This window comes from Actinomycetospora endophytica, assembly GCF_021026375.1.
GTDB lineage: Bacteria > Actinomycetota > Actinomycetes > Mycobacteriales > Pseudonocardiaceae > Actinomycetospora > Actinomycetospora endophytica.
The window spans coordinates 112,924-139,413 of sequence record NZ_JAJNDB010000007.1 but is presented as its reverse complement, the minus strand read 5'-3'; the positions used below and the strand labels follow the sequence as shown (position 1 = coordinate 139,413).

32 protein-coding genes are annotated in these 26,490 nt (G+C 74.6%); 13 read left to right on the top strand and 19 right to left on the bottom strand.

Annotation, left to right across the window (positions count from 1 at the left end; translation table 11 throughout):
• Positions 1-22: 22 nt before the first annotated feature.
• Positions 23-2,155 carry an NAD-dependent DNA ligase LigA gene (gene ligA, locus LQ327_RS26975; protein WP_230738910.1) on the bottom strand — a complete coding sequence of 711 codons (2,133 nt, stop codon included), beginning with the start codon at positions 2,153-2,155 and terminating at the stop codon, positions 23-25.
• Between the two features lie 65 nt (positions 2,156-2,220).
• On the bottom strand, positions 2,221-3,339 hold the full coding sequence (locus tag LQ327_RS26970; protein ID WP_230738909.1) for a uroporphyrinogen decarboxylase/cobalamine-independent methonine synthase family protein: 1,119 nt from the start codon (positions 3,337-3,339) through the stop codon (positions 2,221-2,223).
• Between the two features lie 92 nt (positions 3,340-3,431).
• Here LQ327_RS26970 and LQ327_RS26965 point away from each other — a divergent pair, with 92 nt between their 5' ends.
• Both LQ327_RS26965 and LQ327_RS26960 read left to right on the top strand, forming a co-directional pair.
• Complete coding sequence (locus LQ327_RS26965; RefSeq protein WP_230738908.1) at positions 3,432-4,241, top strand: sulfite exporter TauE/SafE family protein; 810 nt, start codon at positions 3,432-3,434, stop codon at positions 4,239-4,241.
• 25 nt (positions 4,242-4,266) lie between these two features.
• Positions 4,267-5,091: a 3-methyladenine DNA glycosylase gene (locus LQ327_RS26960; RefSeq protein WP_230738907.1), complete on the top strand. Its 825-nt coding sequence runs from the start codon at positions 4,267-4,269 to the stop codon at positions 5,089-5,091.
• Here the strand turns inward: LQ327_RS26960 and LQ327_RS26955 are convergent.
• The 3 genes from LQ327_RS26955 to mrf are packed head-to-tail and all read right to left on the bottom strand — an operon-like array spanning position 5,088 to position 7,697.
• Positions 5,088-6,059: an LLM class flavin-dependent oxidoreductase gene (locus LQ327_RS26955; RefSeq protein ID WP_230738906.1), complete on the bottom strand. Its 972-nt coding sequence runs from the start codon at positions 6,057-6,059 to the stop codon at positions 5,088-5,090. The two genes, LQ327_RS26960 and LQ327_RS26955, sit on opposite strands and share 4 nt — an antisense overlap.
• Before the next feature lie 25 nt (positions 6,060-6,084).
• On the bottom strand, positions 6,085-6,453 hold the full coding sequence (locus LQ327_RS26950) for a hypothetical protein (protein ID WP_230738905.1): 369 nt from the start codon (positions 6,451-6,453) through the stop codon (positions 6,085-6,087).
• Positions 6,450-7,697, bottom strand: a complete 1,248-nt coding sequence (gene mrf, locus LQ327_RS26945) for a ribosome hibernation factor-recruiting GTPase MRF (protein ID WP_230738904.1) — start codon at positions 7,695-7,697, stop codon at positions 6,450-6,452. The genes LQ327_RS26950 and mrf overlap by 4 nt, the downstream gene beginning before the upstream one ends.
• A gap of 59 nt (positions 7,698-7,756) precedes the next feature.
• On the opposite strand from mrf, the gene rpmG reads away from it, so the two are divergent.
• Genes rpmG through ykgO form a run of 4 tightly spaced genes read left to right on the top strand, consistent with a single transcriptional unit; the run spans position 7,757 to position 8,601 of the window.
• Positions 7,757-7,921 carry a 50S ribosomal protein L33 gene (gene rpmG / locus LQ327_RS26940; protein ID WP_230738903.1) on the top strand — a complete coding sequence of 55 codons (165 nt, stop codon included), beginning with the start codon at positions 7,757-7,759 and terminating at the stop codon, positions 7,919-7,921.
• Positions 7,921-8,160, top strand: coding sequence for a 50S ribosomal protein L28 (rpmB, locus tag LQ327_RS26935; RefSeq protein WP_230738902.1), 240 nt, complete (start codon positions 7,921-7,923; stop codon positions 8,158-8,160). The genes rpmG and rpmB overlap by 1 nt, the downstream gene beginning before the upstream one ends.
• Before the next feature lies 1 nt (position 8,161).
• Positions 8,162-8,467, top strand: coding sequence for a 30S ribosomal protein S14 (gene rpsN, locus LQ327_RS26930; protein ID WP_230738901.1), 306 nt, complete (start codon positions 8,162-8,164; stop codon positions 8,465-8,467).
• Between the two features lie 11 nt (positions 8,468-8,478).
• Entirely contained in the window at positions 8,479-8,601 is a 123-nt protein-coding gene (gene ykgO, locus LQ327_RS26925; protein ID WP_230738900.1) for a type B 50S ribosomal protein L36, read from the top strand.
• A gap of 3 nt (positions 8,602-8,604) precedes the next feature.
• Here ykgO and LQ327_RS26920 read toward each other — a convergent pair whose 3' ends face one another.
• From LQ327_RS26920 to LQ327_RS26895, 6 genes are all read right to left on the bottom strand, one after another.
• Positions 8,605-8,883 (bottom strand): hypothetical protein, encoded by a 279-nt coding sequence (locus LQ327_RS26920; protein ID WP_230738899.1) that lies wholly within the window; start codon positions 8,881-8,883, stop codon positions 8,605-8,607.
• Between the two features lie 4 nt (positions 8,884-8,887).
• The gene (locus LQ327_RS26915; RefSeq protein WP_230738898.1) at positions 8,888-9,241 is read right to left on the bottom strand and encodes a PRC-barrel domain-containing protein; all 354 of its coding nucleotides are present in this window, start codon (positions 9,239-9,241) and stop codon (positions 8,888-8,890) included.
• 50 nt (positions 9,242-9,291) lie between these two features.
• A complete protein-coding gene (mnmA, locus tag LQ327_RS26910; RefSeq protein ID WP_230738897.1) occupies positions 9,292-10,350 on the bottom strand; it encodes a tRNA 2-thiouridine(34) synthase MnmA in 1,059 nt (352 codons plus the stop codon).
• Positions 10,347-11,540 (bottom strand): cysteine desulfurase family protein, encoded by a 1,194-nt coding sequence (locus tag LQ327_RS26905; RefSeq protein ID WP_230738896.1) that lies wholly within the window; start codon positions 11,538-11,540, stop codon positions 10,347-10,349. The genes mnmA and LQ327_RS26905 overlap by 4 nt, the downstream gene beginning before the upstream one ends.
• Before the next feature lie 138 nt (positions 11,541-11,678).
• Positions 11,679-12,635 (bottom strand): electron transfer flavoprotein subunit alpha/FixB family protein, encoded by a 957-nt coding sequence (locus tag LQ327_RS26900; protein WP_230738895.1) that lies wholly within the window; start codon positions 12,633-12,635, stop codon positions 11,679-11,681.
• A gap of 33 nt (positions 12,636-12,668) precedes the next feature.
• Positions 12,669-13,451: an electron transfer flavoprotein subunit beta/FixA family protein gene (locus tag LQ327_RS26895; protein WP_230738894.1), complete on the bottom strand. Its 783-nt coding sequence runs from the start codon at positions 13,449-13,451 to the stop codon at positions 12,669-12,671.
• A 238-nt stretch (positions 13,452-13,689) separates the two neighbouring features.
• Between LQ327_RS26895 and LQ327_RS26890 the strand changes: the two genes are divergently transcribed.
• The gene (locus LQ327_RS26890) at positions 13,690-13,848 is read left to right on the top strand and encodes a hypothetical protein (protein WP_230738893.1); all 159 of its coding nucleotides are present in this window, start codon (positions 13,690-13,692) and stop codon (positions 13,846-13,848) included.
• A 14-nt stretch (positions 13,849-13,862) separates the two neighbouring features.
• Here LQ327_RS26890 and LQ327_RS26885 read toward each other — a convergent pair whose 3' ends face one another.
• Complete coding sequence (locus LQ327_RS26885; RefSeq protein WP_230738892.1) at positions 13,863-14,315, bottom strand: hypothetical protein; 453 nt, start codon at positions 14,313-14,315, stop codon at positions 13,863-13,865.
• 459 nt (positions 14,316-14,774) lie between these two features.
• Between LQ327_RS26885 and LQ327_RS26880 the strand changes: the two genes are divergently transcribed.
• On the top strand, positions 14,775-15,557 hold the full coding sequence (locus tag LQ327_RS26880; protein ID WP_230738891.1) for a class I SAM-dependent methyltransferase: 783 nt from the start codon (positions 14,775-14,777) through the stop codon (positions 15,555-15,557).
• Here the strand turns inward: LQ327_RS26880 and LQ327_RS26875 are convergent.
• Together LQ327_RS26875 and LQ327_RS26870 are read right to left on the bottom strand one after the other, a co-directional pair.
• Positions 15,535-15,933, bottom strand: a complete 399-nt coding sequence (locus LQ327_RS26875; protein WP_230738890.1) for a type II toxin-antitoxin system VapC family toxin — start codon at positions 15,931-15,933, stop codon at positions 15,535-15,537. The two genes, LQ327_RS26880 and LQ327_RS26875, sit on opposite strands and share 23 nt — an antisense overlap.
• Positions 15,930-16,199, bottom strand: a complete 270-nt coding sequence (locus LQ327_RS26870; protein WP_230738889.1) for a type II toxin-antitoxin system VapB family antitoxin — start codon at positions 16,197-16,199, stop codon at positions 15,930-15,932. Before LQ327_RS26870 ends, LQ327_RS26875 begins: the two co-directional genes overlap by 4 nt.
• Before the next feature lie 109 nt (positions 16,200-16,308).
• On the opposite strand from LQ327_RS26870, the gene LQ327_RS26865 reads away from it, so the two are divergent.
• Both LQ327_RS26865 and LQ327_RS26860 read left to right on the top strand, forming a co-directional pair.
• On the top strand, positions 16,309-17,826 hold the full coding sequence (locus tag LQ327_RS26865; protein WP_230738888.1) for a 1,4-alpha-glucan branching protein domain-containing protein: 1,518 nt from the start codon (positions 16,309-16,311) through the stop codon (positions 17,824-17,826).
• Positions 17,823-19,103, top strand: a complete 1,281-nt coding sequence (locus LQ327_RS26860; RefSeq protein WP_230738887.1) for a glycosyltransferase family 4 protein — start codon at positions 17,823-17,825, stop codon at positions 19,101-19,103. The genes LQ327_RS26865 and LQ327_RS26860 overlap by 4 nt, the downstream gene beginning before the upstream one ends.
• A 3-nt stretch (positions 19,104-19,106) precedes the next feature.
• Here the strand turns inward: LQ327_RS26860 and LQ327_RS26855 are convergent, their stop codons facing one another.
• On the bottom strand, positions 19,107-19,832 hold the full coding sequence (locus tag LQ327_RS26855; RefSeq protein ID WP_230738886.1) for an acyltransferase: 726 nt from the start codon (positions 19,830-19,832) through the stop codon (positions 19,107-19,109).
• A gap of 49 nt (positions 19,833-19,881) precedes the next feature.
• Here LQ327_RS26855 and LQ327_RS26850 point away from each other — a divergent pair, with 49 nt between their 5' ends.
• From LQ327_RS26850 to LQ327_RS26840, 3 genes are all read left to right on the top strand, one after another.
• Positions 19,882-20,748 carry a ribokinase gene (locus tag LQ327_RS26850; protein WP_230738885.1) on the top strand — a complete coding sequence of 289 codons (867 nt, stop codon included), beginning with the start codon at positions 19,882-19,884 and terminating at the stop codon, positions 20,746-20,748.
• The gene (locus LQ327_RS26845; protein WP_230738884.1) at positions 20,745-21,695 is read left to right on the top strand and encodes a nucleoside hydrolase; all 951 of its coding nucleotides are present in this window, start codon (positions 20,745-20,747) and stop codon (positions 21,693-21,695) included. The genes LQ327_RS26850 and LQ327_RS26845 overlap by 4 nt, the downstream gene beginning before the upstream one ends.
• 68 nt (positions 21,696-21,763) lie before the next feature.
• A complete protein-coding gene (locus LQ327_RS26840) occupies positions 21,764-22,648 on the top strand; it encodes an NAD-dependent epimerase/dehydratase family protein (protein WP_230738883.1) in 885 nt (294 codons plus the stop codon).
• Here the strand turns inward: LQ327_RS26840 and LQ327_RS26835 are convergent.
• The 4 genes from LQ327_RS26835 to LQ327_RS26820 all read right to left on the bottom strand — a co-directional run bounded on the left by LQ327_RS26835 (position 22,627) and on the right by LQ327_RS26820 (position 26,420).
• On the bottom strand, positions 22,627-23,832 hold the full coding sequence (locus tag LQ327_RS26835; protein ID WP_230738882.1) for a THUMP-like domain-containing protein: 1,206 nt from the start codon (positions 23,830-23,832) through the stop codon (positions 22,627-22,629). The two genes, LQ327_RS26840 and LQ327_RS26835, sit on opposite strands and share 22 nt — an antisense overlap.
• Positions 23,833-24,795: a class I SAM-dependent methyltransferase gene (locus LQ327_RS26830; RefSeq protein WP_230738881.1), complete on the bottom strand. Its 963-nt coding sequence runs from the start codon at positions 24,793-24,795 to the stop codon at positions 23,833-23,835.
• 2 nt (positions 24,796-24,797) lie between these two features.
• Complete coding sequence (locus tag LQ327_RS26825; RefSeq protein ID WP_230738880.1) at positions 24,798-25,577, bottom strand: enoyl-CoA hydratase/isomerase family protein; 780 nt, start codon at positions 25,575-25,577, stop codon at positions 24,798-24,800.
• A 75-nt stretch (positions 25,578-25,652) separates the two neighbouring features.
• Complete coding sequence (locus LQ327_RS26820) at positions 25,653-26,420, bottom strand: ABC transporter ATP-binding protein (RefSeq protein ID WP_230739260.1); 768 nt, start codon at positions 26,418-26,420, stop codon at positions 25,653-25,655.
• Positions 26,421-26,490: the final 70 nt, after the last annotated feature.

Below are 26,490 nucleotides of genomic sequence, written 5' to 3'. Positions count from 1 at the left end.
AACGCCGCCGGGCGCTGCGGGACTACCCTTCGTCCCCTTCTGTGGCCGGGGCCACCTCGCGCGCGGCGTCCGGGCCCTGCTCGAGCAGGACGACGAAGCCGTCCTCGTCGAGGATCGGCACCTTCGCGGCGACCGCCTTGTCGTACTTCGACCCCGGCTCGTCCCCGACCACCACGAACGCCGTCTTCTTCGATACCGACGACGCGGCACGGCCGCCGCGGGCCAGGATCGCCTCCTTCGCCTCGTCCCGGGACCAGGTGGGCAGCGACCCGGTGACGACGATCGAGAGCCCCTCGAGCGTGCGCGGCACCGACTCGTCGGCCTCCTCGGCGAGCTCCACCCCGGCGGCCCGCCACTTCTCGACGACCTCCCGGTGCCAGTCGACCGAGAACCACTCGCGCACCGCCGCCGCGATCGTCGGGCCGACCCCGTCGACCCCGGCCAGCTCCTCCTCGCTCGCCTCGTCGATCGCGTCGACCGAGCGGAAGTGCCGCGCGAGGGCCTGCGCGGCGGTGGGTCCGACGTGGCGGATGGACAGCCCGACGAGCACCTTCCACAGCGGCCGGTGCCGCGCGGTCTCCAGGTTCGCGAGCAGCTTGCGGCCGTTCGCGGAGAGGTTGCCCGCCTTGGTGCGGAAGAGCGCGACGTCGGCCAGGTCGTCCTCGGTGAGCGCGAAGACGTCGCCCTCGTCCTGGACGGCCCCGGCGTTCAGCAGCGCCGTCGCCGCCTCGTAGCCGAGGACCTCGATGTCGAACGCGCCGCGCCCGGCGACGTGGAAGAGCCGCTCGCGCAGCTGCGCGGGACAGGAGCGCGCGTTGGGGCAGCGCAGGTCCTTGTCCCCCTCGCGCATCTGCCGCAGCTCGGTGCCGCACTCCGGACAGTGGGTCGGCATGACGAACGCGTACTCGTCCCCGGTGCGCGCCTCGACGACCGGCCCGAGCACCTCGGGGATCACGTCCCCCGCCTTCCGGATGATCACCCGGTCCCCGATGAGGACGCCTTTGCGCTCGACCTCGCCGGCGTTGTGCAGCGTCGCCATCGACACCGTCGAGCCCGCGATCAGCACGGGGTCCATCTCCGCGAACGGGGTGACCCGCCCCGTCCGGCCGACGTTGACGCTGACGTTCCGCAGCGTCGTCGTGGCCTGCTCCGGCGGGTACTTGTAGGCGATCGCCCACCGCGGCGCGCGGGCCGTGGAGCCGAGGCGGCGCTGCAGCGCGACGTCGTCGACCTTGACCACGACGCCGTCGATCTCGTGCTCGGCGTCGTGCCGGTGCTCGCCCCAGTAGCGGGTGTGCTCGATGACCGCGTCCACGCCGTGCAGCACCCGGGTGTGCGTGGAGACGGGCAGGCCCCACGCGGCGAGCGCGTCGTAGGCCTGGGACTGCCGCTCCGGGGTGAAGCCGCGCCGCTTGCCCAGGCCGTGGCAGATCAGGCGCAGCGGCCGGGTGGCCGTGATCCGCGGGTCCTTCTGGCGCAGGCTGCCCGCGGCGGAGTTCCGCGGGTTCGCGAACGGCTGCTTGCCCGCCGCGACGAGGCCCGCGTTGAGCTCCTCGAAGTCGGTGAGGCGGAAGAAGACCTCACCGCGGACCTCGATGAGCTCCGGGACCGGGAACTCGTCGGTGCCGGTGAGCTCGGTGGGCACGTCGGCCAGGGTGCGCATGTTCAGCGTGATGTCCTCCCCGGTGCGCCCGTCCCCGCGGGTGAGCGCGCGGGTGAGGTGGCCGTTCTCGTAGAGCAGGTTGCAGGCGAGGCCGTCGATCTTGAGCTCGCAGAGGTACCGCAGTTCCTCGGTGGGGTGGTCGAGCTCGCGCTGGACCCGCAGCACCCACTCGCGCAGCTCCTCGGGCTCGAACGCGTTGTCCAGCGAGAGCATCCGCTCGAGGTGGTCCACCGCCACGAAGTCGGTGGAGAAGCCGCCGCCGACCCGCTGCGTCGGGCTCGCGGGGGTGACCAGCGACGGGTACTCCTCCTCCAGGCGCTGCAGCTCGCCGAAGAGCTCGTCGAACTCGCCGTCGGTGACGATCGGCGCGTCGAGCACGTAGTAGCGGAACTGGTGATCGGCCAGGACGTCGGAGAGCTCCTTGTGCCGCGCCTGGGCGTCAGCCGGAACGTCGGGCGAGGCGAGCGCTGCCGCCGGGGTCTCGCTGGTCACGGCGCCGAGGATAATCGGGACGTCCGACAGTCACTGCCGACCGAGATCACCACGTCCGGCCGGGATCACCAGGACGACGGCGGGTCCGCGAACGCCCGGGCGAGCTCCACGCTGCGCGCCATCGCGGTGCGCGCCCACCCCGGGCTCGCCCCCGCCAGACCGCACGCCGGCGTGACGACGGCGCGGTCGGCCAGCCGCTCGCGGTCGAAGCCCAGCCGGTCGGCGAGGTCGAGCGGGCGGCGGGCGAGCGCCTCGATCGCGGGCGGCGCGCCGGCCGGGTCGGTGCTGGGCACCACGCCGAGCCACAGCTCCGTCGGCGCGTCCCAGAGCTCGCCGACCGCGTCGAGCACCGCGCTCGAGCGGTCCAGGGCGGTGAGATCCACGGCCACCGCGTCGGCGCCCGTCGCGCCCAGCAGCGCCAGCGGCGGCGTCGGGTGGCAGCAGTGCACGACGACGCCCGCGGCGCCCGCCTCCCGGGCGGCCCGCACCACCGTCTCGAGCGCGGCCCGGGCCTCGGCGCCGGGGACCGCCCGGACGGTGCCGTAGCCGCTGGGGGTCGGCAGCGAGCCGGCGAGCACGGCGGGCAGCGTGGGCTCGTCGAGCTGCACGACGACGTCGGCCCCGGTCCGGCGCGCGAGCTCGGTGACGTGGCCGCGCAGCCCCTCGGCGAGGCTCTCGGTGAACTCCGCGACCGCGCCCCGGTCGGTCAGCACCCGGTGCCCGCTGCGCAGCTCCACCCCCGCGGCCAGCGTCCACGGACCCGCGACCTGGGCCTTCACCCGCCGCGGCGCCGCCCCGGTCTCGCCGAGCATCTCGTCCAGCGCGTCGACGTCGCGGGCGAGCAGCTCGACGCCGCGGCGGTGGTGGGTGCCGGGCCGGGCGGTGACGCGGTAGCCCGACGGCCACACCTCGACGGCGAGATCGACCAGCAGCGCCGTGGCCCGGCCGATCATGTCGGCGCCGACCCCGCGCTCGGGCAGTTCGGCGACGTGCGGGAAGTCGGGCAGCTCCCCGACGACGGTGCGCGCGGCCTCGCGGTGGTCGGTGCCGGGCAGCGACCCCAGCCCGGTGGCGCGTTCCTCGGGCCGCCGCGGCTCGTCCGGCACCCCGGACGGCACGGGACCACCGACACCGTCGGGACCGTCGGGACCGGGCATCACCAGGGCGGACAGCGGGTCGCTCACGGCCCCAGGTGTACCAGTCACGCGGGCGAGCGCTCCGGGCCCCGGTCGGCGACGATGACTCGTCCGTTCCGTACGACGTCGTCGGGAGGCCCGTGGCGAGCCGGCCGGAGACCCTGCGCGTCGACCGCGGGCGGATGCTGTCGATCGGCGTCGTCGGCGGAGTCGTCGGCGGGCTGATCGGCGGCGGCAGCGGGGTGCTCTTCGTCCCCGCGCTCGACCGCTTCACCAACCTCACCCGGGCCCAGGTCCACGGCACCTCGACGATCGCCAACGTCACGGTCTGCGCGGCCGGCGCCGCGGTCTACGGACTGGTCGGCGGCTCGCTCGACCTGCGCGCGGGCGGCGGCATGATGGTCGGCGGAATCCTCGGCGGTGTCTTCGGCGCCCGCCTCCTCGCCCGCGCCTCGGAGCGGGTGCTGCGGGGCCTGCTCGTCGCGGTCCTGCTGCTCACCGCGGCCAAGCTCTACCTCGACGCCGCGGGCCTCGACCCCACCCGCGGCGCCCCGGTCGTGCCCGCCCACCTCCTCGACGACCCGTGGTTCGTCATCCCGGCCACCGTCGCCGCTGGGCTCGTGATCGGGGCGTGGGCCGGGGCGATGGGGCTCGGCGGCGGGCTGCTGGCGGTCCCCACACTCGTGCTGCTCTTCGGGGTCGACCTGCACACCGCGGCCGGGACGGCGCTGCTGGTGTTCGTGCCGAACGCCCTCGCCGGCGGGATCGTGCACCTGCGCCAGGGCACCGCGTCGCTGCGGATCGGCTCCCTGATGGGGGCTGCCGCCACCCCGGGCACCGTCGCCGGGGCGCTCCTGGGGCTCGCGCTGGGCGACGTCGTGCTCGGCGTCGTGTTCGGCACGTTCGCCCTGACCATGGCCGTCCGGGAGATCGTCCACCTGCGCCGCTGAGCCCGCTGGCATCCTGGGATCCGCGATGTCCCACCTCGACGAGTCCACCTGGCGCGCCCGCGCGCAGGCCCACGCCGAGCGGGCCGACGCGCTCACCGCCGCCCACCGCGCCCGTCGGGAACGGCACGAGTCCCACCCCGTCGAGGACTTCCTCTTCACCTACTACCCGACGCGGCCGAACCGGTTGCGCGTCTGGCACCCGGGCGCCGGGGTGTCCCTCGCCGGGTCCGACCGTGCCGGATGGCGCCACTACGTCCCCGACGGCTCCCGGGTCGACCCGGCGACGATCCGCCCGGCGACGGTCGCGTTCGTGCGCGGCCTCCTCGACGCGACCGCCGCACGCCCGGCCCAGCTGGGCTGCTTCGGGCTGCACGAGTGGGCCATGGTCTACCGCGCCGACGAGATGCGTCACCCGGTCCCGCTGCGGCTCGGGGCGGGCGGCACCGACGCCGTCGTCGAGAACCACCGCATCCGCTGCACCCACTACGACGCCTACCGGTTCTTCACCGACGACGCCGCGCCCCGGAACACCGAGCAGCCGACGCGGGAGCGCCAGGTCGAGCTGGAGCAGCCGGGCTGCCTGCACGCGACGATGGATCTCTACAAGTGGGCGACGAAGCTCGGCCCGGTCGTGCCGGGCGAGCTGCTGCTGGACACCTTCGAGCTCGCCCGCGACGTCCGGACGCTCGACATGCGCGCCTCGCCCTACGACCTCACCGCGCACGGGTACACCCCGGTCCGCGTCGAGACCGCCGCCGGGAAGGCCGAGTACGCCGAGGCTCAGCGGGGGTTCGCCGCCAGGGGCGCCGATCTGCGCGAACGACTCCTCGACGTCCTGCGCCCCCTCTAGACCGCGGCGAGGGCCGGCAGGTGCCCCGCGATCGCCCGCAGGGTGTGCTCGGCCGCCGCCGGCTCGCCCGTCGTCTGCATCATGAGCGCCACCTGCCCGACGCCGCTGCGCTGCGCCGTCTCCGCCAGCCGGGCCGCGCAGTCCGACGCGGTGCCGAGCGGGTGGAGGCGGGTGAGCAGGTCGGCGTAGTCGTCGGGGTCGCGCGGGCTGGTCGGGTGGCCGTCGGCGCGCACGTACCCCGCCAGGCCGGGACGCAGCCAGCGCGGGAGCGCGTCCCGGACGGCGGTCCGCGCCGCGCCGACCGACGACGCGACATGGGCGATCCCGACCGCGACGTGCTCCCCGGCCCACCCGGCCCGCCCGGTCCAGGCGTCCACCTGGGCCCGCTTCTCGGCGTCGTCGGCGTGCATCCCGAGCAGCAGCGGCAGGCCGCGGTCGGCCGCCGTCGTGACGGTGTCGGCGCTCGTCGCCGCCACCCGCACCGGGATCGCCGACGGCGGCGCGGGCACGAGCGGCGCGTCCCCGTGGGGCAGCGCCACCGGTACCCCACGCAGCGCGTCGAGCAGCACGTCGAGGTCGGCGCCGAAGCCCTCCGACCACCGCGCGATCCCGTCGCCTAGCACGTCCAGCTCGCGCCACGGCCCGCCGCGCCCGACGCCGAGCCGCAACCGCCCGGGCGCGACCGCGTCGAGCAGCGCCGCCTGCTCGGCGAGCGCGACCGGCCGCGTCGTGGGCAGCACGGACACCGCGGTCCCGACGCCGACCCGTGAGGTCACCCCGAGCACGTGCCCGGCGAGCACCACCGCCGACGGGCACACCCCGTAGGGCGAGAAGTGGTGCTCGGCCAGCCACACGTCGGCGTACCCGAGGTCGTCGGCGAGCCGGGCGAGCCGCATCGTCCCGGCGAGCGCCTGCGCGTCCGAGCGTCCCGGCCACCGCGGACTGATCAGGAACACGCCGACCCGCACGGCCGGTCAGCGTCCCACCGGGTGATCACCGGGCGCGGGGCGCCCCCACGGCACGCAGCATCCCGGCCACCAGGTGCGTCGGCGCGGGCAGCGGCGCACCGGAGCGCAGCCAGGCGCACAGCTCCGCGACGTCGGCGCGCTCGTGCAGCGGGCCGACGATCAGCGCGGGCCCGGTCGGCTGCCGCGCGGTGTCGCAGGGCTGGGCGATCAGCTGCGGGCCGGCCGAGGCCTCGCCCGCGGTGCACGTCCCGCCGCGGGGGCAGCCGGTGCGCACCAGCATCCCGTGCGGCGTCTCGCGGATCGCCGCCCGGAGCTCGTCGTCGCACCCGTCGGGGGCGACCGCGGCGTGCGGGCAGGCGTCCTCCCCGCACGCCACCACGGTGATCCCGTTCACGACTGTTCTCCTCGGGTCTGGTCGATGCGGGTGCCCGGGCCGTCGAGCTCGTCGCACGGGTCGGTGTGGGCGGTGCCGAACGGGTCGTCGAAGTGGCGCCAGGCCTCCTCGCCGAGGGCCAGCTCCTCCTCGGTGAGCAGCGCGAGGTCGAGCGCGGCGATCACCTCCGCGGGCTCGGCGTCGTGGACGAGGATCACGAGCTGCTGCTCCCGGTCGCCCCAGCGCTCGTCCCAGCGCAGCGAGGCGGCGGCGCGGCGCTCGGCGTCGACGGCCTCCCACGCCTCGTCGCCGGCCGAGACCAGCCAGCGGCCGGCCATGCCGACCTGCAGCCCACCGCCCGCGGACTCGATCCACAGCGCCTGGTCGGGTCGGCTCGCGACCCAGACCCGGCCGCGGGCCCGGACGGTGCCGGTGAGCAGGACGTCGAACGCCTCGTGCAGCCGCTGCGGGTGGAACGGCGTGCGCAGCCCGACGTGCAGCAACGACACCCCGACGTCGCGGGCCAGCGGCGGCTGACCGCGCAGCAGCGGGCCGTGCGGATCGTCGGGGACGCCGCGGCGGGCGTCGGGGTGGAGCTCGGCGAGCAGCGGGGTGGCGTCCGGCACCGCGGCGGCCGACGACGCGTCGAGCCGCCGCGCCTGCGGGGCGAGGCGGGCGAGGACCGCGTCGCGCCGGACCCGGTCCCAGGGGTCGGGGGTGCCCACGACGACGAGCACGTCGGCGAACTCCGCGTGCCCGACGACGATCTGGGCGACGGTGCGGTCGTCGTCCTCGGTGAGGGCGAGCTCGCGATCAGCCAGGGCATCGTCCGACCCGGCGTCGTCGAGCCAGGTCGCCCCGTCGAGGACGGCGACGACGCCCGCGATGTCCAGCACGTCGGTGACGGGACCCTGGGCGCCGTCCGGGACGAGGTGCGCGAGGGCCTCGCACACCGGCTCCGGCTCCATGCCCGGGTCGAGCAGCAGCCCGACGCGGCCGACCGTCTCGTCCGCCGCGAGCCGCAGCAGCAGCGGCAGCAGGTCCTCGCGCAGCGTGCAGGAGACGCAGCCGTGGGCGAGCTCGAGCGCCGTGGTGCGCCAGCGGTCCCCCGGCAGCCGCACCGAGCGCGTGACCACGCCCTCGCCGAGCCGTCGCAGGTCGTGCACCACGAGCGCGGTCGCCGGGTCCGTGGCGGTCATCGCCTCGCCGGTGGCGTGCACGGCGGCGCGGTCGACCCCGCAGACCAGCACGAGTGGGTCGGGCATCGGGAATCCTCCTCGGTCGGTTATCGTTAATGATAATCAGTACCGACAAGGGAGGGACCATGGCTCGCAACGAACTGCGACCGATCGTGAAGCTGCGCTCGACGGCGGGGACCGGCACGACCTACGTGACGCGCAAGAACCGTCGCAACCACCCCGACCGGCTGGTGCTGCGCAAGTTCGACCCGCGCGTGCGCCGGCACGTCGACTTCCGCGAGGAGCGCTGATGGCAGGGCGGAGCTGCCGGCTGACCGGCCGCGAGCCCGGCTCGGGCCGGAACGTCTCGCACTCGCACGTCCGCACCCCGCGCCGTTTCGCGGTCAACGTCCAGGACCGGCGCTACTGGCTGCCCTCGGAACGGCGCTGGGTGCGGCTGCGCCTGTCGACCAAGGGCATCCGGACGGTGGACCGGGACGGGATCGAGTCGGTGGTCGCGCGGCTGCGCGCGGCCGGGGAGAAGGTCTGACGTGGCCAAGCGCAGCAAGATCGTCGCCAACGACCGCCGTCGCGAGACGGTCGCCCGGTTCGCCGCCCGGCGGGCCGGGCTGAAGGAGATCGTGCGGCATCCGTCGTCGTCGGACACCGCACGCGCCGCCGCCGTCGCCGAGCTGGCGCGCCAGCCGCGCGACGCGAGCCCGACCCGGGTCCGCAACCGCGACGCCGTCGACGGCCGGCCGCGCGGGCACCTGCGGGCCTTCGGGCTCTCGCGGGTGCGGCTGCGGGAGTACGCCCACGCCGGCTACCTGCCCGGCGTCACGAAGTCGAGCTGGTGAGAGGAGAGACCATGAAGGTGCGTGCGTCGCTCAAGGCGCTGAAGCAGAAGCCGGGGTCGAGCGTGGTGCGCCGCCACGGCCGCGTCCTGGTGATCAACAAGCAGAACCCGAAGTGGAAGGCGCGCCAGGGCTGAGGATCAGTCCCGGTGGTCCGGGTCGGTGACGCGCAGGAGCAGGGCGACGAACGCGTCGGCCTGCAGCTGCCCGCCGTCCCGGGCCTCGGCGCCGCGGCGCTCGTCGTCGTCGCGCAGCTCCTGCACGACCCGCTCCAGGGCGCGCACCAGCGGCTCGGCGAGGTCCGGCGGGACCTCGCCGCTGATCTCGAGGTCGCCGTCGGAGCGCCGCTGGGTGTGGATGCTCGCGAGGGCCTCGCGCAGCACGCCACGCGGTTCGCCGGCGACGAGGTCCTCGGTCACGGGGCTACCGCCGCGCGAGGCGGCGTCCCGTCCGCGGCCCGTAGTCGATCCCGTAGTGCTCGAAGATCGCCGGCTCGTCCTCCACCGGCAGCTCGCCGTCGGTGTCGATCGACGGGGCGTGCTTGGCGAGGTCCTTCTCGACGGTCACCTTGACGTGATCGGGGTGCACGGTCGCGCCGTGCAGCGGGACGAAGACGAGACGCTTGCGGCCGATCATCCCGAGCTCGACGGTGACGAACGTCGGCTCGTCGGTCGCCGTGTCGTAGTAGACCGCCTCCATGTCGCCGATCTTCGAGCCGCCGGGGTCGACGATCTTCTTCCCCAGCCAGTCGCGGATGTTCTCGGCCTCGAACCCCATGCCGCCGATCATAGGCTCGGGGCCGACCCCGTGCTGTGACGTGCGGAAACTCAGCGCGTCGAGGTGATCGTCGCCGAGCCCAGCACGCGGTCCCCGGAGTAGACGACGACGGCCTGCCCGGGCGCGACACCCCGCAGCGGCTCGGCGAGCGCGGCCTCGAGGCCGTCGTCGGACACCGTGACCCGGGCGGGCGCCAGTCCGCCGTGCGCCCGGACCTGCACGACGACGTCCTCGGTCACCCCGTGCCCGCCGTGCCAGACCGGAGCCGACGCGGACAGCGCGTGCACGTCCAGCTCCTCGACCGGCCCGACGGTGACCTGGCGCGACACCGGCTCGATGCCCAGCACGTAGCGCGGGCGCCCGTCCGCGGCCGGAGCCTGGAGACCGAGGCCGTGACGCTGCCCGACGGTGAAGCCCGCGACCCCGGAGTGGCGACCCAGCACCGCCCCGGACACGGCGTCGACCAGCTCCCCGGGCGCCTCGGAGAGGCGGTCGGCCAGGAACCCGCGGGTGTCGCCGGAGGGGATGAAGCAGATGTCGTGGCTGTCGGGCTTCTCGGCGACGACGAGCCCGCGCCGCGCGGCCTCGGCCCGGACCTCGGACTTCGGCGACTCCCCGAGCGGGAACATCGCGTGCGCCAGCTGGTCGGCGGTCAGCACGCCGAGCACGTAGGACTGGTCCTTGTCGGGGTCGACGGCCCGGCGCAGCACGCCGTCGGTCAGCCGCGCGTAGTGCCCGGTGACGACGGCGTCGAAGCCCAGCGCGAGCGCCCGGTCCAGCACGGCGGAGAACTTGATCTTCTCGTTGCAGCGCAGGCAGGGGTTCGGGGTGCGGCCCGCCGCGTACTCGGCGACGAACGGCTCGACCACGTCCTCGGTGAACCGTGCCGCCATGTCCCAGACGTAGAACGGGATGTCGAGGACGTCGGCGCACCGCCGGGCGTCGTGGGAGTCCTCGACCGAGCAGCACCCGCGGGCGCCCTCGCGCATCGTCGCGGGCTTCGCCGAGAGGGCGAGGTGCACCCCGACGACGTCGTGCCCGGCGTCCCGGGCGCGGGCGGCGGCGACGGCCGAGTCGACGCCGCCGCTCATGGCGGCGAGGACCCTCATGACCGCGCCAGCGCCCCCCGGGCGCGCTCCACGACGGGGCCGATCGCCGCCACGGCCGCGTCGACGTCGGCGGCCGTCGAGCTGTGGCCCAGCGAGAACCGCAGCGAGCCGCGCGCGGCGGCCTCCTCGACCCCCATCGCCAGCAGCACGTGCGAGGGACGCGCCACCCCGGCGGTGCAGGCCGAGCCGGTCGAGCACTCGATCTCGTGGGCGTCGAGCAGCATGAGCAGGCTGTCGCCCTCACAGCCGGGGAACGACAGGTGGGCGTTGCCGGGCAGCCGCGCCGGGCCGCCCGCGACCGGCGCCGCGTCGAGCGGCACCCCGTTGAGCGTCGCGTCCGGGACCTCCGCGACGAGCCGGGCCACGAGGTCGTCGCGCAGGCCCGCGAGCTCCACGGTCCGCCGCGGGACGTCGTCGACGGCGGCGTGCACCGCCGCGGCCAGCGAGAGGGTCCCGGCGACGTCGAGCGTGCCCGACCGGACGTCGCGCTCCTGCCCACCGCCGTGCAGCAGCGGCATGCAGGAGGCGTCGCGGCGCAGCAGCAGCGCTCCGACCCCGACCGGCCCACCGAGCTTGTGCCCGGTCAGCGACAGGGCATCGGCCCCGGACGTCGCGAAGTCGACCGGCAGTGAGCCGACGGCCTGGACCGCGTCGGTGTGCAGCGGGACGTCGAACTCGTGCGCGACGTCGGCCAGGGCGCGGACGTCGTTGACGGAGCCGACCTCGTTGTTCGCCCACATCACGCTGACGACGGCGATCTCGTCGGCATGGGCGGCCAGGAGCTCCCGCAGCGCCGACGGGTGCACCCGGCCGGTCTCGTCGACGCCGAGCACGTGCAGCGTCGCGCCCTCGTGCTCGGCGAGCCACTCCGCGGCGTCGAGCACGGCGTGGTGCTCGACGGCGGACACCACGACCCCGGTGTGCCGCGGATCGGCCTCGCGCCGGGCCCAGTAGATGCCCTTGACCGCGAGGTTGTCGGCCTCGGTCCCGCCGGTGGCCAGGACGACCTCGGTCGGCAGCGCGCCGACGGCGCCGGCGATGCTCTCGCGGGCCTCCTCGACGTCCTTGCGCGCGCGCCGACCCGCGGTGTGCAGCGACGAGGGGTTGCCGACGCGGCCGAGCGCCTCGCTGTAGCGGGCGACGGCCACGGGCAGCATCGGCGTGGTGGCCGCGTGGTCGAGGTAGGTCATCGCCGATCGAGCGTAATCCTCTGGATGGTCGAGCGCTCCCATGACCTTTCAACGAAACCGGACCCGGAGCGAGCGAAGGGCCCCTCCGGTCGGGTAGATCGACCGGAGGGGCCCTCGCTGCGCACGGCCCGGCGGGTGTCAGGCCCGCTTGCCGACCTCCTCGGTCAGCTGCGGCGCGACCGAGAACAGGTCGCCCACGATGCCGAAGTCGGCGATCTCGAAGATCGGGGCCTCGGGGTCCTTGTTGACCGCGACGATCGTCTTCGAGGTCTGCATGCCGGCGCGGTGCTGGATCGCGCCGGAGATGCCGAGAGCGATGTAGAGCTGCGGCGACACCGTCTTGCCTGTCTGCCCGACCTGGAACTGGTTCGGGTAGTACCCGGAGTCGACCGCGGCGCGCGAGGCACCGACGGCGGCGTGCAGCGAGTCCGCGAGGGTCTCGACGACGTTGAAGTTGTCGGCCGAGCCGACACCGCGGCCACCGGCGACGACGACGGACGCCTCGGTGAGCTCGGGGCGGTCGCCACCGACGATCGGGGCACGGTTGGACACCTTGGCCGAGCGCGACGCGTCGATCGCCGGGACCTCGACGGTCTCCTGCGTGCCGGCCGCGGCGGTCTCCTCGGCCTCGATCGAGCCACCACGCCACGAGATGATCGCGGTGTCGGTCGTGGCCCGCGACTGCACCGTGAAGGCGCCACCGAAGATCGAGTGGGTGCCCTCGCGCTGGCCGTCGAGCTCGACGAGGTCGTTGAGCCAGCCGGAGTTGGTGCGCACGGCCAGGCGGCCCGCGACCTCACGGCCGTCGGCGCCGCCGGCGACGAGCACCGCGGGCGGCGAGACGCGCTCGACCAGGGCGGCCAGGACGTCGACCTGCGGGGTCGAGAGGTAGTTGACCGCGTCGTCGGACTCGGCGACGTAGACCTTCTCCGCACCGTGCGCGGCGAGGCCCTCGGACAGCTTGGTGGCCGTGCCCGGGGTCCCGACGACGACCGCGGACGGCTCGCCGAGGCGGCGGGCCGCGGTCAGCATCTCGTAGGTGTTCTTCTTGATCTCACCGTCGACGTGGTCGACGAGGACCAGTACTTCAGCCATCTGGGTTCTCCTCTATCGCTCGTTGACGGTGGCTCAGATGAGCTTCTGGCCGACGAGGAACTCGGCGATCTTCGCGCCGCCGTCGCCCTCGTCCTCGACCTTCTGACCGCCGGACTTCGGCGGGCGCGGGGCGAACGAGTCGACCTGCACGAGCGAGCCCGCGAGTCCGACCTCCGAGGCGTCGAGGCCGAGGTCGGAGATGCCGAGGGCGCTCACCGGCTTCTTCTTCGCCGCCATGATCCCCTTGAACGAGGGGTAGCGCGGCTCGTTGATCTTCTCGCCGACGCTGACGACGGCGGGCAGCGCGGCGGTGACGTCGCAGGTGCCCTCGTCGGTCGCGCGCTTGACGGAGGCGGTGCCGTCGGCCACGGACAGCTCGTTCGCGTGGGTGAGCGAGGGCCAGCCGAGGATCTCGCCGATCATCCCGGCCATGGCGCCGCTGCGACCGTCGGTGGCCTCGTTGCCGGCCAGGACCAGGTCGACGTCCCCGACGGTGCCGATCGCCTTGGCGAGCACCTTGGCGGTGGCGATGGCGTCCGAGCCGTGGATGGCCTCGTCGTTGACGTGGACGGCCTTGTCGGCGCCCATCGAGAGCGCCTTGCGCACGGCGTCGGTAGCGCGGTCGGAGCCGGCGGTCACGATGGTGACCTCGGCGTCCCCGGCCTCCTTGATCTTGAGCGCCTCCTCCACGGCGCGCTCGTTGATCTCGTCCAGCACCGCGTCCGAGGAGGCGCGGTCGAGGGTCTTGTCGCCGTCGGAGAGCGTGCGCTCCGACCAGGTGTCCGGCACCTGCTTGATGAGCACGACGATGTTCATGGGTCCTCTGTGACCTCCTGTGCCTGCGAATTCCCTGACCACCGACGCTTGGTTACCCGTCGGTAGCGATCCGCTCCGTGCCGACTGTCCCACGACTGGAGGCCGAGGGCGACGTGGCGTACCCCTCTCAAGTTACTCGCGAGTAGGTAGTAGGTGGCTACTGATCGGTAACAAAAGTGGCCCCCGGAGCCGCGTACTGTGAAACGGACACATCGGATTCGCGCCCCAGGAGTGCCCCGTGCCCGGTCTGTTCCAGAAGGTCCAGGATTTCCTCAGGAGCCCGCAGGGCCGCAAGTACGCCGACCAGGCGAAGCGCTACGCGCAGGACCCGAAGAACCGTGCGAAGGCCCAGGAGATGCTGGGGAAGTTCCGCGGGAAGGGTGGCGGCCACCGCTGAGGCGGCCACCGGTCTCAGTCGCGGCGGTGACGTCCGCCCGAGTCCCGGACCGGGTGCGGGGCGCGCAGCGGCGGCGACGTCCGCGGCCGCGGCGCGGGCACCGTCCGGTCGAGGGGGACCGGCGGAGCGGGAGGCGACGGCGAGGCCGGTAGCGCCAGGGGCGCGCGGAGCCCCGGACCGAGCGCCTTCTGGGCCGGGTGACGCAGCCCTCCCCGGAGGAGACGGACGAGCGCCTCGTACCACTGGACGAGGAACGCCCACGGCGCGCTCGGCACGCGTCGTTCCTCGCGCCCGCGCCGGGACACCGCCTCGCGGCACGGGCGGCAGACGTGCTTCGCGGTCGCACCGAGCGGGGCGAGGTCCACGACCGTGCCGCAGAGGCCCATCGGCGCCTGGCCGGTGCGGTTGGCCTGCTCGAGCTCGGTGGCCATGACGGCGTGCTCGGCGCCGTCGGCGCGGGACGTCATCGACAGCGGACGATCACCCGGAGTCGGCGGTGGCCAGGCACCCCATCCGGCACCGGACGACTGATCGACCGTCGGACGCGCTGAAGGAACCGTTCGGCGCGCGTCGGTCGACATGCGTCCATTCTGCGGCCACGCGGCGCGACCCGGACCGCGACGTGTGCCACCCGAGCGGGTGATTCTCACCGCGCGGACGGCCCATTCGCTCGTCGGACCACCCGGACAGCGGTCGACCATGCACTCCGTGCTCACGCGGTGACGGCTGATCGGCGGCACCTCGGCCGGCACCTCGGCGGGCCGCTCGGCTTGTCGCTCGGCTTGTCGCGGGCTCTCGCGGGTACCGCACCGGCTTGTCGCAGTGATTCACAACGACAAGGCGAGGGGGGTGCTGCGACAGGCCACGACAAGCGGACGCCGGCCCGGCGTCGGAGCACCTGTCCACCCCGGGAGCGGCCGCCAGGGATGATCGCCACCGTGAGCAGCTCCGACCTCGACGCGCTGCCCCTCACCGGGGAGCGCACCGTGCCCGGCATCAGCCACGAGAACTACTGGTTCCGGCGCCACGAGGCGGTGTACGAGGCCCTGGCCGACGACTGCCGCGACGCGACAGTGCTCGAGGCCGGGATCGGCGAGGGCTACGGGGCCGCGCTGCTGGCCGAGCGCGCGCACCGGGTGATCGGGCTCGAGCTGGACGGTCCGACCGCCACCCACGTCGCACGCCGCTACGGGGACACGGTCGCCGTGACCCGCGCCGACCTGCAGGCCCTCCCGCTGCGGGACGCCACGGTCGACGTCGTCGTGACCCTGCAGGTGATCGAGCACCTCTGGGACCAGGCCGGCTTCCTGAGCGAGTGCGCCCGCGTGCTCCGTCCCGGCGGGCGGCTGCACTGCGCCACGCCCAACCGGCTCACGTTCTCCCCCGGCAACGTCCTGGACGACCGCCCGCTCAACCCGTTCCACACCTACGAGCTCGCGGCGACCGATCTCTCCGGCCTCGTCACCGGCGCCGGCCTGGACGTCATCGCGATACGCGGCCTGCATCACGGAGCCCGGCTCGCCGAGCGCGACGCCCGGCACGGCGGATCGATCATCGACGCGCAGGTCGCGTTGGCGCTCTCGGGCGAGGACTGGCCGGCGACGCTGGCCGACGACGTCGCGGCGGTGACGACCGACGAGTTCGACCTGCACGCCGACGACGTCGACGCCTCGCTGGACCTCCTGGTCAGCGCGGTACGGCCGCGATGACGTCGGTGTGGACGAAGTCGTCGCCCTTGTAGAGCAGGGGTTCGTCGAGATCCTTGGCCAGCGCGTAGGCGAAGCAGTCGCCGAGGTTCAGTCTCGCCCGATGGCCGGAGCCTCGCCCGTAGTCACGGTGCGCAGCGCGCGCCAGCCGGGCCTGCTCCGGCGTCAGCGCGACGACCTCGACCCGCATCGTCGAGAGGTAGCGATCGAGCTCGTGGCTCATCACCGGGTCTCCACGTCCGTCCACCACGAGCGCGGTCTCGACGTAGTTCGCAGCCGAGATGCGTCCGCCCCCGGCCCGGAGCAGGGTGTCGTGATAGCTGTGCGCGTCGTCCTCCGTCCGGAGCACGGCGATGACCGCCGACGAGTCGACGATCACTGCGGCAACCCCGTCTCCTCGTCGTAGAGGAAGGCCGTGGGATCGACGTCGGGGTCGTAGCGCCCCCAGCGGGCAGCCATGTCTGTCGCGATTGCCCACCCCACGCGCCCGCGCTCCTCGACGTCGTCGGTGTCACGGAGCTTGAGCCGGGCGAGGCGCTCACGGACGGCCGTGGTCACGGCCTCGGTCAGGCTCTCACCCGTCTCGTCGGCCAGCTCGCGCGCGAGCGCGTAGGTCTCGTCGTTCTTGATGTTCAGGGCCGCCATCGGTTCCTCCATGGTGGAAACCCGGTGCCACCATGGTAGACGCCGCCGTCGCACCGTCGCCGACTACCAGCGAGTAACCTGCGGCGAACCGGACGAACGAGGAGGGCGAGTGCGGACCGAGGGCACGTTCTGCCTGGTGCTGCACTCCCACCTGCCCTGGCTGGCCCGCCACGGCGCCTGGCCGGTCGGCGAGGACTGGCTCTACCAGGCCTGGGCGCACTCCTACCTGCCCGTCGTCGACGTCCTGCAGCGCCTCGCGGACCGCAGCCACCGGGACCTGCTCACCCTTGGCGTCACCCCGGTCCTCGCCGCGCAGCTCGACCACCCGTACACGCTGCGCGCGATGCACGCCTGGCTCGCCGACTGGCAGTTGCGCGCCCACGCCACCCACCGCCGGCTGCCGGACGTCGCGGTCCGCGAGCACCGCGCGGCCGCCGCGGCGCTGCGGACCTTCGAGGACACCTGGCGGCACGGGGGCTCGCCGGTGTTCCGCTCGCTGGCCGACCGCGGCGCGGTGGAGCTGCTCGGCGGCCCGGCGACGCACCCGTTCGGGCCGCTGCTGCCCGGCAGGGTGCGCCGGTTCCTGCTCGACGGCGGGCTGCGGGACGCCCGGCGGCGGCTGGGTCGGGCGCCGGAGGGGATCTGGGCCCCGGAGTGCGGCTACTCGCCCGGCATGGAGCACGACTACGCGGCCGCCGGAGTGCGCCGCTTCCTCGTCGACGGGCCGGCGATGCGCGGCGACACCGCGGCGGCGCACCCGGTCGACGGCACCGACGTCGTCGCCTTCGGCCGCGACCTCGACGTCACCTACCGGGTCTGGTCGCCGCGGTCGGGCTACCCGGGCGGCGCCGACTACCGCGACTTCCACGCGTTCGACCACGACTCCGGGTTCAAGCCGTACCGGGTGACGGGACGGCGGGTCGCCGAGAAGGCTCCGTACGACGCGGATCGTTCTGCCGCCGCCGTCGACCGGGACGCCGACGACTTCGTCGCGACCGTCGTGAACCGGCTCCGGGGGCTGCGCGAGCGCCGCGGCCGGCCCGGGCTCGTCGTCGCCGCGTACGACACCGAGCTCTACGGGCACTGGTGGCACGAGGGCCCGGCCTGGCTCGAGGCGATCCTGACGCGGCTGCCGGAGGCCGGGGTGCGGGTGACGACGCTGCGTGGGGCGGTCGAGGCCGGCCACGTCGAGGAGCCGGTGGTGCTGCCGGCGTCGTCGTGGGGCTCGGGCAAGGACTGGCGGGTGTGGGAGGGCACCGCCGTCTCCGACATGGTCGCCGACAACGCCGACGTCGCCACCCGGCTGCTCGCCGCCGTGGACGGCGTGCCGCGCTCGTCCGGCCGCGACGCCACCCTCGACGCCCTCGCCGTCCAGGCCGCGCTGGCCCTCTCCTCGGACTGGGCGTTCATGGTCACCAAGGACTCCGCGGCGCACTACGCCCGCCGTCGGGCCGCCGAGCACCGCGATCGGGTCCGTGAGCTCACCGACCTGCTCCCGGCGGGCCGCCACGACGACGCCGCCCGGCGCGCGGCGCAGTTCACCGCGCAGGACGACCTGTTCGGCCACCTCGACGCGCGCGGACTGGCGCGGACGCGGGATCGTGCGCTGGTGGGAGCCCCGTCGTGACGCGCGTGCTGCTGGTCTCGTGGGAGTACCCGCCGGTGGTCGTGGGCGGGCTCGGGCGCCATGTCGGCGCCCTGGCGACGCACCTCGCGGAGGCCGGGCACGACGTCGTCGTGCTCACCCGCCAGCCCACCGGCACCGACGCGGCGACGCACCCGACGACGGACGCCGTCGTCGAGGGGGTGCGGGTGGTGCGCGTCGCCGAGGACCCGCCGCACCTGGAGTTCACGAGCGACCTCGTGGCGTGGACGCTCGCGCTCGGGCACGCGATGGTCCGCGCGGCGCTGCTGGTGCTGCGCGACTGGCGTCCGGACGTGATCCACGCGCACGACTGGCTCGTCGCCCACGCCGCGACGACGCTGCGCGAGATCACCGAGGTGCCCCTGGTCGCGACGATCCACGCGACCGAGGCGGGCCGGCACGGCGGCTGGCTCTCCGCGCCGCTCAACCGGCAGGTGCACTCGGTGGAGTGGTGGCTCGCGAACGCCGCCGACGCGCTCGTGACGTGCTCGCGGGCGATGCGCGACGAGGTCGCGGGCCTCTTCGACGTCGACCCGGACGGGATCACGGTGATCCACAACGGGATCGACGCGTCCGGGTGGTCGGGTGGTCCGGCGTCAGCGATGGCACCTTCGGGTCACCTGACGAGCGAGCGGCGCCACTCACCCACGGGCTCGCCGACCCTGGTCACGTTCGGCCGCCTGGAGTGGGAGAAGGGCGTGCAGGACGTGATCGCCGCGCTCCCCGCGATCCGGCGCGCCCACCCCGGCACGCGGCTGATGGTCGCGGGGACCGGCTCGCACGCGGGGTGGCTGGCCGACCGGGCGCGCGAGGCCCGGGTCCGGCGCGCGGTCACGATGCTCGGGCACGTGGACGACGCGGCGCTGATCGACCTGCTCGGTCGGGCCTCCGCCGTCGTGCTGCCGAGCCGGTACGAGCCGTTCGGGATCGTCGCGCTCGAGGCGGCCGCGGCGGGCGCGCCGCTGGTGGCCTCGCGGGCGGGTGGACTCGGCGAGGTGGTGCTCGACGGCGTCACCGGGCTCTCGTTCGACCCGGGTGACGTCGCCGGATGCGCGGCCGCGGTGATCGCGGCCCTGGACGCCCCCGGCGCGGCGCAGCGGCGTGCCGTCGCCGCCCGCGAGCGCCTGACCAGCGACTTCGCGTGGCCGGCGATCGCCGCCGACACCGCGGCGCTCTACCGACGCACCCGTCGTCGGGAGGACCGGGCCGTCCTCGGCCGGCCGAAGATCCCGACCGGCAACGTGTTCGGGCGGACCTAGGGCTCAGCCGTCCCGCGCCGTCTCGGCCGCGCGGGCGGTCTTCCGCGCGATGTCCGCGAGGGCGGCGCGCTCCGAGGCGGCGGCCTCGTAGTCGGCGATCCGGTCCCGGACGACCCGCGCGGGCGCGCCGACGGCGACCGCGTAGTCGGGGATGATCCCCCGCACGACCGCGTGGGCGCCGAGCACGCAGCCCCGCCCGACCGTGGCGCCGCGCAGGATCGACACCTTGGTCCCGACCCACGTCTCCGGCCCCACCCGCACCGGCGTCTTGACGATGCCCTGGTCCTTGATCGGGGTGTGGATGTCCTCGTAGCGGTGGTCGAAGTCGCAGACGTAGATCCAGTCGGCGAGCAGCGTCGAGGCGCCGAACTCGATGTCGAGGTAGCAGTTGACGGTGTTGTCGGCGCCGAACACCGCCTTGTCGCCGATGCGCAGCGAGCCCTCGTGGCAGCGGATGTTCGTGTGGTCGCCGATGTGCACGAACCGGCCGATCTCCATCCGCGCCAGCCCGGGCCGGCACTCCAGCGTCACGCCCTTGCCGAGGAACACCATCCCGCGCAGCACGATCTGCGGGTGGAGCAGGCGCAGGCGCAGCAGCCGCCAGTAGCGGATCAGGTAGAACGGCGTCCACGCCCGGTGCCGCACGATCCAGCGCACCGACGCCCACGACACCAGGCGCGCCTGCGCCGGGTCGTGCCGCGTCGCCCACCGAGCTCGTGTCCGACTCACCCGCCGGAGCGTACGGCGGACCGGCTCCGGCCACGGCAGGATGCCCCGCGTGAGTGGCCCCCGGCAGGTGCCGACCGTCGCCGTGGTGGGCAGCGTCAACCTCGACCTGGTCGCCCGGGTCGAGCGCCTGCCGCGACCCGGCGAGACGCTCCCCGCGCGCGGCGCCTCCCGCCACCCCGGCGGCAAGGGCGCCAACCAGGCGCTCGCCGCCGCTCGACTGGGCGCTCAGGTCTCACTCGTCGGCGCGGTCGGGGCGGACCCGTTCGCCGCCGAGGCGCTGGCGCTGCTGCGCGACGGTGGCGTCGACCTCGACCGGGTGATCACCGTCGACGACCGCCCGACCGGGACCGCCCTGATCCAGGTCGACGACGACGGCGAGACCACGATCGTCGTCGACGCCGGCGCCAACGCGGCCGTGACAGTGCCGGACGGGGTCACGGCCGACGTCGTGCTGACCGTGCTCGAGGTTCCCGACGACGCCGTGGCGGCCGCGATGGCGTTGCCCGGGTTCACGGCGCTCAACGCCGCCCCGGCGCGCGACGTCGCGGCGGAGGTCCTGCGCACCGTCGACCTGCTCTCGGTCAACGCCGACGAGTACGCGGCACTCGCCCGCACCGCCGACCTGGACGCGCAGCCCGCGGTCGTCGTGACCCGGGGCGCGTCCGGGGCGACGCTGCTGCGGTACGGCCGGGAGGCAGCGCGCGCGGTGCCGCCGCCGGTCGACGCCGTCGACGGGACCGCCGCCGGCGACGCGTTCACCGCCGCCCTCGCCGTCGGGCTGGCCGGGGGTCTCGACGACGGGTCCGCGCTGCGGCGGGCGTGTGCCGTGGGCGCGCTGACCGCCACCCGCGCGGGCGCCCAGCCCGCCCTCCCGACCCTCGCCGAACTCGACGCCCTCCTGGAGGCTCACGGATGATCCCGCTGATCGTCGACACCGACCCCGGCGTCGACGACGCGTTCGCCCTCGCCGTCGCCGCCCTCTCCCCCGAGGCCGACCTGCGGGCGGTCACCACGGTGCACGGCAACGTGGACGTCGAGCGGACCACCGACAACGCCCGCCGGTTGCTCGGCACGTTCGGCCGCCCGGACGTCCCGGTCGGGCGCGGCGCGGGCGTCCCGCTGGTGCACGCGATCGAGCAGCGCTCCGACGACATCCACGGCGGCGACGGGCTCGGCGGCCGGGCGGCTGATTTCGGCCCGCCGGTGGCCGAGTCGTCGCTGCGGGCGGTGGCGCTGATGGCGTCGGTGCTCGAGGCGTCGACCGAGCCGGTGACGATCGCGGCGATCGGGCCGTTCACCAACATCGCGACGCTGCTCTCCGCCCGCCCGGACCTCGAGGAGCGGATCGGGCGGTTCGTGCTGATGGGCGGGTCGATCGCGTTCGGCGGCAACGTGTCCGCGGCGGCCGAGTTCAACGTCTGGGGCGACCCGGAGGCCGCGCGGCGGGTGCTCGCCGCGTCGAACGTCCCGACGACGATGGTCCCGCTCGACCTCACGATGCGGATCACGCTCAGCGCCGACTGGCTCGACGACCTGGCGACCACCGGGCCGATCGGCGCCGCGCTGGCGTCGACCCGGGAGAGCTACCTCGCCGCGTACTCGGCGCGGTTCGGGCACGCCGCGATGGCCGTGCACGACGCCGTCGCGCTCCTCGAGGCACTCACCCCGGGCACCGTGACGACGACGCCGATGCCGGTCGACGTGGACACCTCCACCGGGCCGGGGCGCGGGTCGACGATCGCGGACATGCGCGGGGCCGAGGCGATCGCGGTGGCCCGGCCGGTCGACGTCGCGCTGGAGGCGGATGCGACGGCGGTGCGGGCCGAGCTGCGGCGCCGTCTCGCGAGCCCACCCTCATCATGAGAGTTGACTCGCAGGAATCCCGGTTCTAGCTTCTTCGTGACGGTTCACTCTCACGAAGGAGGCGCGCCATGCGTGTCCTGCTCACCGGCGCGACCGGCTTCCTCGGCTCCTCGGTCCTCTCCGCCCTCCTCGCCGGCGGCCACGACGTCGTCGCCCCCGTCCGTCGCCCCGAGGTCGCGGACGACCTCGCCCGGCGCGGGGTCACCGCCGTCGTCGGGGACCTGACCGACAGCGCGACCATCCGCCCGCTGCTCGAGGGCGTGGACGGCGTCATCCATGCCGCCTCGCCGAACGACGCGACCAGTGCCGCGCTCGACGGCGGGTTCCTCGACGTCGTGCTGCCCGCGCTGGCGGGCAGCGGCGCCGCGTACGTGCACACCGGCGGGACGTGGGTGTACGGCAGCGGGAAGGGGATCACCGAGGACGACCCGACGGCGCCGCCACTGGTCGTGGCGTGGCGGCCGGCGGTCAACGACCGGGTGCTCGGCGCCGCGGCGGACGGGATCCGCAGCGTGGTGATCGCCCCGGCCAACCTCTACGGGCAGGGCCGCGGTATCCCGGCGCTGCTCGCGGGCGGTCCAGTGCGCGACGGCCGGCTGCTGCACCCCGGGTCCGGCGACCAGCACGTGGCGGCGGTGGCGGCCGAGGACGTCGCGGCCCTCTACGTGCTGGCCCTGACCTCGGCGCCGGCCGGGAGCACGCTGCTCGCGGCCGAGGACGGGTCCCCGACGATGCGCGAGGTCGCGGAGGCGGCGGCGCGCGGCCGGGGTCTCGCCGGGGTGGCGGCGGAACCGGAGGACGAGACCCGCGGCCGGATCGGTCCGATGACCGACCCGCTGCTGCTCGACCAGCAGGTGGACGCCTCGGCGGCCCGCTCGCTGGGCTGGCGCCCGGGCGGACCGGGTCTGCTCGCGGACCTGGAGCGCGGGAGCTACGCGGGCTCGCACAGGTAAGCGCGGGCGCCCCGGCCGACGCGGGCGAGCACGACGGTGGCCGCCTGCGGGCCACTGAGCTTGAGGCGGGGCCGGAGGCGGTTCGGGTCGACGTCGAGGCCGCGCACGAGGATCTCGACGCGGCCGGCCTCCCGGCGGCGCAGCGTCTGCCGGAGCGCCTTCTCGGTGTAGGGGCCGTGCTCGACGACGCGGAAGGACCTGATGCCGGGAGGAGGTGCGTCTCCGGTCAGGTAGGCCAGCTGGGGATCGAGCTGGCCGAGGCCGTGGCGGGCGGCGTACTGGCGGACGAGCCCGGCGCGGACGACGGCACCGTCGGGGTCGACGAGGACGGTGCCGACCTCGCGGACCGGGCAGGTGTCGTCGTCGGCGTCGGTGACCTCGTAGCCGGCGCCGTCGGTGCGCAGGACGGTGGCCCGTCGGGCGGGGCCGTCACGGTCGACCAGCCCGGCGGACCACAGCGCCGCCTCGCGCACCCGGCCGTCGAGCGAGACGAGCTCGACCTCGCGGGCCCAGGGCGTGAGCGCGAAGTCGAGTCCGGGCGCGGTGGAGACGACCAGGTCCCCCGTGTCAGCGATGCGGCGTGGCTGACGTTGAGCGTCAGCGGTGCCGCATCGCTGACTTGTGGCCAGAGCGTCCAACGGCGGCGTCATCTCCTCCGGACGGCGTACCCGACGGCCGGCCGCCGTCCGCCGCGCCGGGTCCGCGACGAGCACCGCTCCCGGTCGGACCGCCGGCGCGAGCGCGTCGGCCCGCACCAGCCGAGCGTCCGGGACGTTGCACCGCGCCATCGCGAGGCGGACCGGGTCGAGGTCGGCGCCGACGACCCGGTCCAGCACCGACGACAGCACCGCCGTCTCCACCCCGACCGAGCAGGTCACGTCGGCCACCACGCGGTCGGCCGCCACCGCCGCGAGACGACGGGCCCGGTGCTCGGCGACCGGGAGCGCCGTCGCCTGCTCCAGCGCGTCGGCCGTCCACAGCCAGCCGTCGGGGAACCGCCCGACCGCCCGTGCGCGCAGCAGCGCCGTCTCGAGCAGCGCCCCCGCCCGCTCCTCGCCCACCAGCCGCCGCGCCGCCCCGACGTCGCGCAGTGGATCACCGCTCGGGACCAGCGACCCCAGCGCCTCGCGACCCGCACCCGACGTCAGGAACCCGACGTCGTCGGGCGTGAAGGCGTACGGCACCTACAACGACTCCGGCGGCGCCGGCGTCACCCCGGTGACCAGCGCGTTGTAGAAGAGCCCGCGCGGCACGACCCTCGAGAGCACCGTCTCGTCGAGCCACGAGAGCCGCTGCCAGGAGCGGTAGGCGAACATCGCCCACGGGAAGCCGAGCTTCTCCGGCGGCACCGCGGCCTCGAAGGTCCGCACCGGCCAGCCGAACAGTGCCGCGGCGAGTTCCTCGGTCACGCACCGCACGTCGACCGCCCCGGCGCCGAGCGCGAACCGCTCCAGGCGCGCCGGGTCGAAGACGTGCTGGTCCACGACCGCCTCGAGCGCCGCCGCCCGTGACGACTCGTCGAGCTCGGCCTGCGGACGCCGCCACCCCTGCAGGGGCCGCAGCTTCGTGAGCGTCGTCGTCGCCCACCACGTGGCCTGGCCGAGCTTGCGCGCATAGAGGTCGCCGATCCTCGTCGGCTCCCCCGCGAACACGAACCGCCCGCCCGGCCTGAGCACCCGGAGGATCTCGCGGAACGCCTGGTCGAGGTCGGGGATGTGGTGCAGGACGGCGTGCCCGACGACGAGGTCGACCGACGAGTCGGGCATCGGGATCGTCTCGGCGTCGGCGACGCGGCCCTCGACGTCGAGGCCGAGCCCCTCGGCGTTGCGCACGGCGACCTCGACCATGCCCGGCGACAGGTCGGTGACCGTGCCACGCTTCGCGATCCCGCCCTGCATGAGGTTGAGCAGGAAGAACCCGGTGCCGCAGCCGAGCTCCAGGGCGTGCTCGTAGACCTCGTCGCCCGGGGAGACCGCCCGGAAGCGGTCGACCGCGAAGGTGATGCAGCGCTCGTCGTACGAGATCGACCACTTCTCGTCGTACGAGCCCGCCTCCCAGTCGTGGTAGAGCACGTTGGCGAGCTTGGGGTCGTCGCGGGCGGCGTCGACCTCGGCCTGGGACGCGTGCGGGTTGGGTGCTGCGGCCATGCTCAGCGTCCCAGGAACTGGGCCTTGCCGGGCCCGTTCTCGACGAAGCTGCGCATGCCGATGACCTGGTCCTCGGTGCCGAACAGCGCCGCGAAGACCTCGGACTCGAAGTCCAGCCCGTCGCGCAGGTCCATGCCGAGCCCGCGGTCGACGGCCTTCTTGGCCGCGGCGAGCGCGCGCGTCGGGCCGTTCGCGAACTGCGACGCCCACGCGTGCGCCCGGGTGTAGACCTCGTCCGGCGGCACGATCTCGTCGACGATCCCCAGCTCGAGCGCCTCGGGGGCCTTGACGAAGCGACCGCTGAAGATCAGGTCCTTGGCCCTGGCGGGGCCGATCAGCCGCGAGAGCCGCTGGGTGCCGCCGCCGCCCGGGATGATCCCGAGCAGGATCTCGGGCAGCCCGACGGTGGCGTTGTCGCCGGCGATGCGACGGTCGCAGGAGAGCGCGATCTCGAACCCGCCGCCGAGCGCGTAGCCGGTCAGCGCGCACACCACCGGCTTCGGGATCTCCGAGACGGCACCGAAGCCGTGCGAGAGCTCGTGGGCGCGGCCGGCCATCTCCGAGTAGGAGAGGTCGGCCATCTCCTTCACGTCGGCGCCCGCGGCGAGCACCTTCTCGCCGCCGTAGACGACGACCGCGCGCACGTCGTCGCGGTCGGTCGCCTCCTGCGCGACCTGCGCCAGCTCGACGTTCACCTGCCGGTTCACCGCGTTCATCGGCGGGCGGTCCAGGCGGATGGTGCCGACGCCGCCGTCGACCTCGAGGCGCACGAACTCCGTCACAGCTTTGTCTCCTTCGTCGACGTGTGCGTGCGTTTCCGTGTCAGGACACGGAAACGCACGCACATGGCCTGCGGCCTAATCCTTGCGGTATGCGGTGAACCGGCCACGGCGACTCAGCAGCTCGAGCGGCTGGTCGAACGCCGTGGAGAGGTTCTCCGAGGTCATGACGTCGTCGAGCAGGCCCTGCGCGACGATCCGACCCTCGCGCAACAGCATCGCGTGGGTGAAGCCCGGTGGGATCTCCTCGACGTGATGGGTGACCATCACCATCGTCGGACCGTCCGGGTCGGCGGCGAGCGCGGTCAGCCCCGCCACCAGGTCCTCCCGGCCGCCGAGGTCGAGGCCCGCGGCGGGCTCGTCGAGCAGCAGCAGCTCCGGGTCGGTCATCAGCGCGCGGGCGAGCAGGGTGCGCTGGCGCTCGCCCGAGGAGAGCGTGCCGTACTCGCGGTCGGCCAGCGGTGCCGCGCCGAGCACCTCGAGCATCGCCTCGGCGCGGCCGTCGTCGATCGCCTCGTAGGTCTCGTGCCAGGTCCCGAGGACGCCGTAGCCGGCGCTGCGCACGACGTCGAGCACGACCTCGTCGGACGGCACCCGCCCCGCGAGGCTCGACGACGCCAGCCCGATCCGCTCGCGCAGCTCGAAGACGTTGACGCGGCCCATGCGTTCGCCGAGCAGGTCGACCGTGCCGATGGTCGCGTGCATCTCGGCGGCGGCCAGGCGCAGCAGTGTCGTCTTGCCCGCGCCGTTCGGGCCGATCACGACCCAGCGCTCGTCGAGCTCCACCGTCCAGCCGACCTCGCCGAGCAACGTGTTGCCGCTGCGGCGCACGGACACGTCACGCATCCGGACGATCTCGTCGGCGTGCGGACGGTCGTCCGTCCTGCCGTCGACGGTGGGCGAGACGGGACGCGGG

Bases quoted from the DNA above. Each gene is read 5' to 3' on its own strand.
- LQ327_RS26845 (WP_230738884.1), top strand. From the start codon at position 20,745: ATGATCCCGCTGATCGTCGACACCGACCCCGGCGTCGACGACGCGTTC.
- ykgO (WP_230738900.1), top strand. From the start codon at position 8,479: ATGAAGGTGCGTGCGTCGCTCAAGGCGCTGAAGCAGAAGCCGGGGTCG.
- mrf (WP_230738904.1), bottom strand. From the start codon at position 7,697: ATGCCCGACCCACTCGTGCTGGTCTGCGGGGTCGACCGCGCCGCCGTG.
- LQ327_RS26915 (WP_230738898.1), bottom strand. From the start codon at position 9,241: ATGGGGTTCGAGGCCGAGAACATCCGCGACTGGCTGGGGAAGAAGATC.
- LQ327_RS26895 (WP_230738894.1), bottom strand. From the start codon at position 13,451: ATGAACATCGTCGTGCTCATCAAGCAGGTGCCGGACACCTGGTCGGAG.
- LQ327_RS26830 (WP_230738881.1), bottom strand. From the start codon at position 24,795: ATGGCCGCAGCACCCAACCCGCACGCGTCCCAGGCCGAGGTCGACGCC.
- LQ327_RS26885 (WP_230738892.1), bottom strand. From the start codon at position 14,315: ATGACGTCCCGCGCCGACGGCGCCGAGCACGCCGTCATGGCCACCGAG.
- LQ327_RS26900 (WP_230738895.1), bottom strand. From the start codon at position 12,635: ATGGCTGAAGTACTGGTCCTCGTCGACCACGTCGACGGTGAGATCAAG.
- LQ327_RS26870 (WP_230738889.1), bottom strand. From the start codon at position 16,199: ATGGCGGCCCTGAACATCAAGAACGACGAGACCTACGCGCTCGCGCGC.
- LQ327_RS26960 (WP_230738907.1), top strand. From the start codon at position 4,267: ATGTCCCACCTCGACGAGTCCACCTGGCGCGCCCGCGCGCAGGCCCAC.
- LQ327_RS26820 (WP_230739260.1), bottom strand. From the start codon at position 26,420: ATGCGTGACGTGTCCGTGCGCCGCAGCGGCAACACGTTGCTCGGCGAG.
- LQ327_RS26905 (WP_230738896.1), bottom strand. From the start codon at position 11,540: ATGACCTACCTCGACCACGCGGCCACCACGCCGATGCTGCCCGTGGCC.
- rpmB (WP_230738902.1), top strand. From the start codon at position 7,921: ATGGCAGGGCGGAGCTGCCGGCTGACCGGCCGCGAGCCCGGCTCGGGC.
- rpmG (WP_230738903.1), top strand. From the start codon at position 7,757: ATGGCTCGCAACGAACTGCGACCGATCGTGAAGCTGCGCTCGACGGCG.
- LQ327_RS26880 (WP_230738891.1), top strand. From the start codon at position 14,775: ATGATCGCCACCGTGAGCAGCTCCGACCTCGACGCGCTGCCCCTCACC.
- LQ327_RS26840 (WP_230738883.1), top strand. From the start codon at position 21,764: ATGCGTGTCCTGCTCACCGGCGCGACCGGCTTCCTCGGCTCCTCGGTC.
- mnmA (WP_230738897.1), bottom strand. From the start codon at position 10,350: ATGAGGGTCCTCGCCGCCATGAGCGGCGGCGTCGACTCGGCCGTCGCC.